The organism is Streptococcus sp. WM07, assembly GCF_004570525.1.
Lineage (GTDB): Bacteria > Bacillota > Bacilli > Lactobacillales > Streptococcaceae > Streptococcus.
In genome coordinates this window covers 21,120-27,468 of record NZ_SPPZ01000016.1, presented here as the reverse complement: position 1 = coordinate 27,468, position 6,349 = coordinate 21,120, and the positions used below count along the sequence as shown (strand labels likewise).

The following is a 6,349-nucleotide window of genomic DNA, read 5'->3' as shown; positions in this document are numbered from 1 at the left end:
AAGTTCAAAGTGTTTAACATCTTTTCAACAACTTACCGCAATCGTAAGAAACGATTTGGTTTAAGAATGAACTTGATTGCTGGTATTATCAATTTTGAAAGGCTATAAACGTTTCGCAGGAAGTCTATTAGAGAAAAACGGAGGTTTTTAGAGGTTCCCTTAAGAATAAGGTGTTTAAAACATTGGATGATGTCATTGATCAGCTTCAAGAGGTCATTCAAAATCTATCAGCTAGTCAATTACAATCTATTGTCCGTAGAGAATGGATATCTGCTAACTTTGATTCTGAATGAGTATCAGTACCAATTTGAATAATCCGTCATACAAAGAAGTGGACTCCTTAGACTGTCTAAAGATTTAAGATTCACTACAACTAAATAGAAAAAAGAGTTTATTCCATTAACTAAGAAATAAACTCTTTTACCTATTAAATAGTAAATTCGACGTACTTTATACCGTTACCCAAGATGATCCATTAGGATTCAGTATCTGAATGAGACTGTTTTTCCGTTTCCATCTTGGAAACAACTTCATCAAAAGAGAGGGGATGCACATCTGTCTCCTCTTCCTCTTTACTTGTAGGCATCTGACCTGTTTCGTAAAGAGATTTGATTTCTTGGCTATCCAAGGTTTCATGTTCTAGGAGGGCTTGGGCAATCAAAGTATGCTTATCACGATTCTCTTCAATAACCTTACGGGCTGCTTCATGAGCTTCAACTAGAAGCTTACGAACTTCTTGGTCAATCTCACGAGCGGTTTGTTCTGACATAGATTTTTCAGGACTCACCTGTCCCGTCAACATAGCGTGATTACCTTCATATTGTACCGGTCCAAGTAAGTCACTCATACCGTACTCAGTCACCATGCTTCGAGCCATCTGTGTTGCTTGTTCAAAGTCATTAGAGGCTCCGGTAGTCTGAATACCAAAGATGAGTTCTTCGGCCACACGACCACCCATCAGACCAGCTAATTGTTCCTTCATATCATCCTTAGATAGAAGGGACTGATCCTCTTTAGGAAGAGCAATCATATAACCACCAGCACGGCCACGTGGAACAATCGTAACCTTGTGAACCACACGTGCATTCGACAAGACCAATCCAACGATAGTGTGACCAGCTTCGTGGTAGGCAACAATTTCTCGTTCTCGTTTTGAAACTTCCTTGTCCTTCTTCGAAGGCCCCGCAATCACACGATCTTCCGCTTCATCAATATCAGATGCATCAATTTCTTTCTTGTTACGACGGGCAGCAACCAAAGCAGCCTCGTTCAAAACATTTTCCAAATCAGCACCAACAAAACCTGGGGTCTGTTGTGCCACTAATTTCAGATCAACATCTTTTGCCAATGGTTTGTTCTTGGCATGAACACGGAGAATAGCCTCACGCCCCTTGACATCTGGACGACCTACCAAAATTTTACGATCAAAGCGACCTGGACGAAGAAGGGCTGGATCTAACACGTCACTCCGGTTGGTTGCAGCAATCACAATAATGCCTTCGTTTCCTGCAAAACCATCCATTTCAATCAAGAGTTGGTTGAGCGTTTGTTCCCGTTCATCATTTCCGCCTCCCATACCAACACCACGACGGCGTCCAACAGCATCAATCTCATCAATAAAGATGATAGCTGGTGCAGCTTTTTTAGCATCTTCAAAAAGTGAACGAACGCGACTTGCACCAACTCCGACAAACATTTCCACAAAATCAGAACCAGAGATACTGAAAAACGGAACGCCGGCTTCACCAGCTACAGCCTTGGCCAATAATGTTTTACCGGTTCCTGGAGGGCCCTCTAACAAGACACCCGCCGGAATTCGAGCACCTAGATTGGTAAAGCGTTTTGGATCTTTAAGAAACTCAACAACTTCAACCAATTCTTGTTTTTCTTCTTCCGCTCCAGCAACATCTGCAAAACGAACTTTAATTTCTTCTTTGGTAGTCGCTTTCGCACGGTTACGACCAAAATTCATGGCACCACGCGCTCCACCACCATTTTGGTTCATCATCGTCATAAAGAAGAAAAGAACGATAACAAATGGAACAATGCTAATCATGAACTGAATCCAAGCACCACTTGAACTTTCTCGCTTGATGCTAAGGTCAGCGCCATTTTCCTGAGCTAGCTCTTGAATTTTAGCAATGTTGGATTCTGCTGGCAAAATGATACTAGTAAAATTCTCAGCCTTGGTAGAAGTGGCATCAAAAAATTGAATCCCTAAATCATTTTCTACTTTTTGTGCTTCTTTATAAGTCCCTTGAATCTCAATTACACTACCATTTGGTTGGTAACTGATATCCTTGACGTTTCCCTTTTCCAATTGCTTAGTCAAGTCAGTAAAAGTAAGTTGCTGAGTTTGACTAGTGGAGTTGGATCCAAACAGCATCTGGAAACCAGTAATCACGGCTACAATCACGAGAAGATACGCCAAGGGATTACGACCGACGAATCGGTTTTTTTGTTTCTTCATGTACCTATGTTTCCTTTTATATTTTATTTATAAACTTCCTCTTTTAAAACTCCAATATAAGGAAGATTACGGTAATTTTCTTGATAATCTAGTCCAAATCCAACAACAAATTCATTTGGAATAGTAAAGCAAGAATAGTCCGCATCAATTTCAACTTTACGTCCTTCTGGCTTATCCAAAAGAGTCACAATTTTAAGGGAAGCTGGGTTGCGCTCCAAAAACATCCGCTTCAAAATATCGAGAGTCAAACCAGAATCAATAATATCTTCAATGATGACAATATGTCTATTTTCAATGTCAGCTGTTAGATCTTTGACAATAGTCAATTCACCCGTACTCGCTTTCCCACCTTGGTAACTAGAAACAGCCATATAATCTGTCTCCAAGTGAGCATCCACGTGATTGATCAACTCCGCCATAAATGGAATAGAGCCTTTTAAAATTCCAATGAAAATTGGATTTTTATCTTTATACTCAGCTGCTAAGTTTTGCCCTAATTTCTCAGCAGCAACAACAATCTCCTCATGAGAGATAAGAACCTTCTTGATATCCTGATCTAACATATATATTTCCTATTCTTTTCCTATCTTTTGGACATAAATTCTAGCCTTCATTATACCATGTTCATTCTGGATACTCAAACATGGACCATGAGTATTGAGAATTCCCTGAATCTTTTCATTCTGCTCCACAATGACAGCGTGTTCCCGCTCCTGAAGTGGCACTTTTTCATTAATAAACCAACGCCTTAATTTGCGTTGATGGCCATTCCATTCAAAGACATCCCCTTCCTGACGCCGTCGTAAGAGAACCGGTGCCGCCTCCACAAGAATTTCCAGCAAGATCGGACCTTTTGGTTTTTTTCCAAAGGAAAAATGAAAAGAACCAAAGTCAGTCACCTGACCGAATTCTAACCAAAAAGGATTTACCTCTTTTGGGGACTGGGGACAGGTCGTTATTTCAAAGCGATTATAACGTTTATCTAACCAGTAACCTTGACCAAGATAAGTACGATGACTCCCATCCTTCCTTAACAGATGCGCCAGAAATTCTAGACTTTTCGATCCCCTCTGGAGTTGGGGATAGTTTTTTAAATATTGGTCTAATAGGTACATTTGCAAAGATTTCGGTTCCTCTTGCCATTTTTCCAAATGATCCGGATCCAAAGGGGTGGTCAAGCTGTTCAAGAGACTATAGGCTTCTTCCACCTGTTGGGACAGGCGTAAAAGACCTTGAGCAATCTTGGGATTCTCCTCCTGTAATAGGGGCAGAAGCTGGTGGCGAATGCGATTGCGAAAATAAGTCGGCGAAGTATTAGAACTATCGTCAAAATAAACGTTCTGGGGTAGTTCATCCTTAGCAAAAGGAAGCAGAGGGCGAAGTAATTGCCCAGGACCAAAGTCCTGGCACTCGCTAATCCCTTGTAAACTTTCCAAATGGTTGCCTCGAATAATCCGCATCAAAATCGTCTCAACCTGGTCATCACGGTGATGAGCTGTAACCAAAGCCGTGTAGGATTCCTCTACCATCAGGCTTTTGAAAAAATCATACCGAAAGTCACGCGCAGTCACCTCTGTGAAATCGCCTTTAAAAGAGCGTCTATAAAAGGGAAGAGACAAGTCCTCAGCAAGCCGCTTGAGGGACTCCTCTTCCCAAACGGCTTCAGGTCGCTGGCCATAGTTAACATGGGCCAATCCCAGACGGATTCCTAATGCCTCTTGGTAGCGATAAAGAAAACTCAACAGATACAAGGAATCTTTACCTCCAGAAAGAGCCAATAAAACTTTGGTATGGTCTCGAAAAAACTGCCGATCCACTATATGCTGGAGTAGGTTTGCTTCAAGTGTCATTTCAGTACCTCGTAGATATCCTTGGAAATGTGAGAGATGAGGTTGTTGTCCTTATTCTCCGTAAAAACAACGAGAACATAAGGCGACTTGGTAAAAACAATAGACGCATCATGGTGAAACGCATCCGCATCCCCAATTTTATGGGCAACTGGAATCGGTAGTTCCTTGGGAATTCGTTGATCATCAAACTGAGTTTGCTTGAGCATCTCCAAAAGTTCCCCTTTTTGAAGGTAGATAGCTTCCATCAGCAATCCTGCCATCTCTGGAGTTACTTCGCGATCAACAACATCCCAAGTCTGGCCGACAATCTTTCGAATTGCCTGATGGAAGGTCGCATTCGAAGAGTCTGTTCCATAGTACCCCAGCATATTGTGAGCTACGTTATCTGATTCTTTAGCTGCCTTTTCCACCAACTCCTTCAGACTGTATTTTTGACCAGTTGGTTCTTTAGGAAGACTTCCAGTACCAGCTGGATCATAGGCCCCATCATAATCTTCCGTTTCCTTGGTATAGGCATAGTTATCTGTCCATTTTAAGTTCCCATCTAGGACTTGCTGCTGAACATAGTAAAGGTAGGGAAGTTTTGTAATACTCGCCGAGTACATGGGCAGATCTGCCTTCACACCTGCAACCTGATTCGTGGTTAATTGTTTAACATAGACTCCGACTCCATCTTCTTTGTACTTCTGCTCTAAGATCTCCTGCACGCGCTGAATTCGATTATCTTCTTGCGATAAGGACGACCAAGCTACATACTCTCCTTTATCCGTCAGTCCAAATTGACTTCGAGGATAACTTAGTTTTCCTACAATCCTCACCTGTTGATAGGGTTTGTAAGAAACTTGTATTGGCTTGGTCTGAGCAGAGGGAGCCTCTTTGTAAAATTGAGCACCAGGTTCAAGCCAAAACTGCGAATCAAAGGTTTCTGTCTTAAGCAAGTGATGGTCATATACCAAACTTCGACTCGCTAGGAGGTAGCCGCCATCCCTCAGTTTAAAAAGCGGCCTGCCATCCTCATGGTAAATCAAGCTTTGGATTTCCAAAGCTTGATTTAAAGGAATTTGTTTATCTACCTGCTTTAAGTCTTGATCTTTAAAGGTAACCAAGTCCTGAGCCGCTAGTGGCTTCCTCGGAATTTCCTGATAAAAAAGACCGAAAGACACTTGGGTTAGCAGTGCCTTCTCTCTTGGACTCACGTTTAGGTTTTCTGCCGGATCTAGTTCTAAGAAGGACCACATCGCAAACCAGCAAAGAACTGGCAGAATGAACCACTTCTGTCTACTTGTCTTCCACATGTTCATTTAAATAGAAGGATTTGTTCTTTTCCTCTAGTTCTATCAGTTTTTCTTCTGAAAACTGGAGGAAAAGAGCAACCTTTTTCATGAGTTCTGATTTTTCCATTTATTTAGGTAGGAGATCTGGAATCGTGTAAATGGTTTCTCCGTCTTTAGAGTAATAATAACGGGCACGCATATACTTGCTAGCATAGTCATCATCTTCTAACTTTCTTGCTAGCGTTGATAATCTCTCCTCTTCCTTTTCTAGTTGTTGGTATTGTTGGGTCATTTCTCGGTACTGTCTTTGCCGCTGTTCTAAAAGTTCCCGACTTCTAACTAAATTAAAAATAGGCAGAATAAAAAGCAATACGACTAAGATAAGGACCCAGCCTATAAAGCGATTCCGTTGGCGACGACGATCATACTGCTGGCGCCGTTGGGACGTTCCTTCATCAATATAGGCATTCTTCATTTGGAGTACGTTTTTAGGCATCTTCCTCGATCCTTACTTCTTCCAATAATTCATACATTTTAGAAGCATCTTCTTTTTTGGTACTATCGAGCATTTCTAATACACGCACTCGGACCAGTTTGTTTCCGAATCGGATTTCAACAACATCATCAATTTTTAAATCCGTTGATGATTTTGCAAGGATACCATTCACCTTAATTCTTCCTTTGTCCGCGACTTCCTTGGCAACTGGACGTCGCTTAATTAAGCGAGATACTTTCAGATATTTGTCTAATCGCAT

Annotated in this window: 6 protein-coding genes and 2 pseudogenes; 2 read left to right on the top strand and 6 right to left on the bottom strand. The window is 41.5% G+C overall.

The annotated features are described in order from the left end of the window. Together E4T71_RS03330 and E4T71_RS10195 are read left to right on the top strand one after the other, a co-directional pair. Window positions 1-108: pseudogene (locus E4T71_RS03330) on the top strand (IS5/IS1182 family transposase); the annotation flags it as partial. A 53-nt stretch (window positions 109-161) separates the two neighbouring features. Then, window positions 162-293, top strand: a pseudogene (locus E4T71_RS10195) (IS630 family transposase); the annotation flags it as partial. Between the two features lie 182 nt (window positions 294-475). Here the strand turns inward: E4T71_RS10195 and ftsH are convergent. From ftsH to E4T71_RS03300, 6 genes are all read right to left on the bottom strand, one after another. Continuing rightward, the gene (gene ftsH / locus E4T71_RS03325) at window positions 476-2,470 is read right to left on the bottom strand and encodes an ATP-dependent zinc metalloprotease FtsH (RefSeq protein ID WP_135036799.1); all 1,995 of its coding nucleotides are present in this window, start codon (window positions 2,468-2,470) and stop codon (window positions 476-478) included. Window positions 2,471-2,493: 23 nt separating this feature from the next. Continuing rightward, window positions 2,494-3,033: a hypoxanthine phosphoribosyltransferase gene (gene hpt / locus E4T71_RS03320; RefSeq protein WP_135036796.1), complete on the bottom strand. Its 540-nt coding sequence runs from the start codon at window positions 3,031-3,033 to the stop codon at window positions 2,494-2,496. 9 nt (window positions 3,034-3,042) lie between these two features. Next, window positions 3,043-4,320 carry a tRNA lysidine(34) synthetase TilS gene (tilS, locus tag E4T71_RS03315; RefSeq protein WP_135036793.1) on the bottom strand — a complete coding sequence of 426 codons (1,278 nt, stop codon included), beginning with the start codon at window positions 4,318-4,320 and terminating at the stop codon, window positions 3,043-3,045. Further along, window positions 4,317-5,516 (bottom strand): serine hydrolase, encoded by a 1,200-nt coding sequence (locus tag E4T71_RS03310; protein WP_167758467.1) that lies wholly within the window; start codon window positions 5,514-5,516, stop codon window positions 4,317-4,319. The genes tilS and E4T71_RS03310 overlap by 4 nt, the downstream gene beginning before the upstream one ends. A gap of 205 nt (window positions 5,517-5,721) precedes the next feature. Then, window positions 5,722-6,090 carry a septum formation initiator family protein gene (locus tag E4T71_RS03305; protein WP_135036786.1) on the bottom strand — a complete coding sequence of 123 codons (369 nt, stop codon included), beginning with the start codon at window positions 6,088-6,090 and terminating at the stop codon, window positions 5,722-5,724. Further along, on the bottom strand, window positions 6,083-6,349 hold the full coding sequence (locus tag E4T71_RS03300; protein ID WP_135036783.1) for an RNA-binding S4 domain-containing protein: 267 nt from the start codon (window positions 6,347-6,349) through the stop codon (window positions 6,083-6,085). Before E4T71_RS03300 ends, E4T71_RS03305 begins: the two co-directional genes overlap by 8 nt.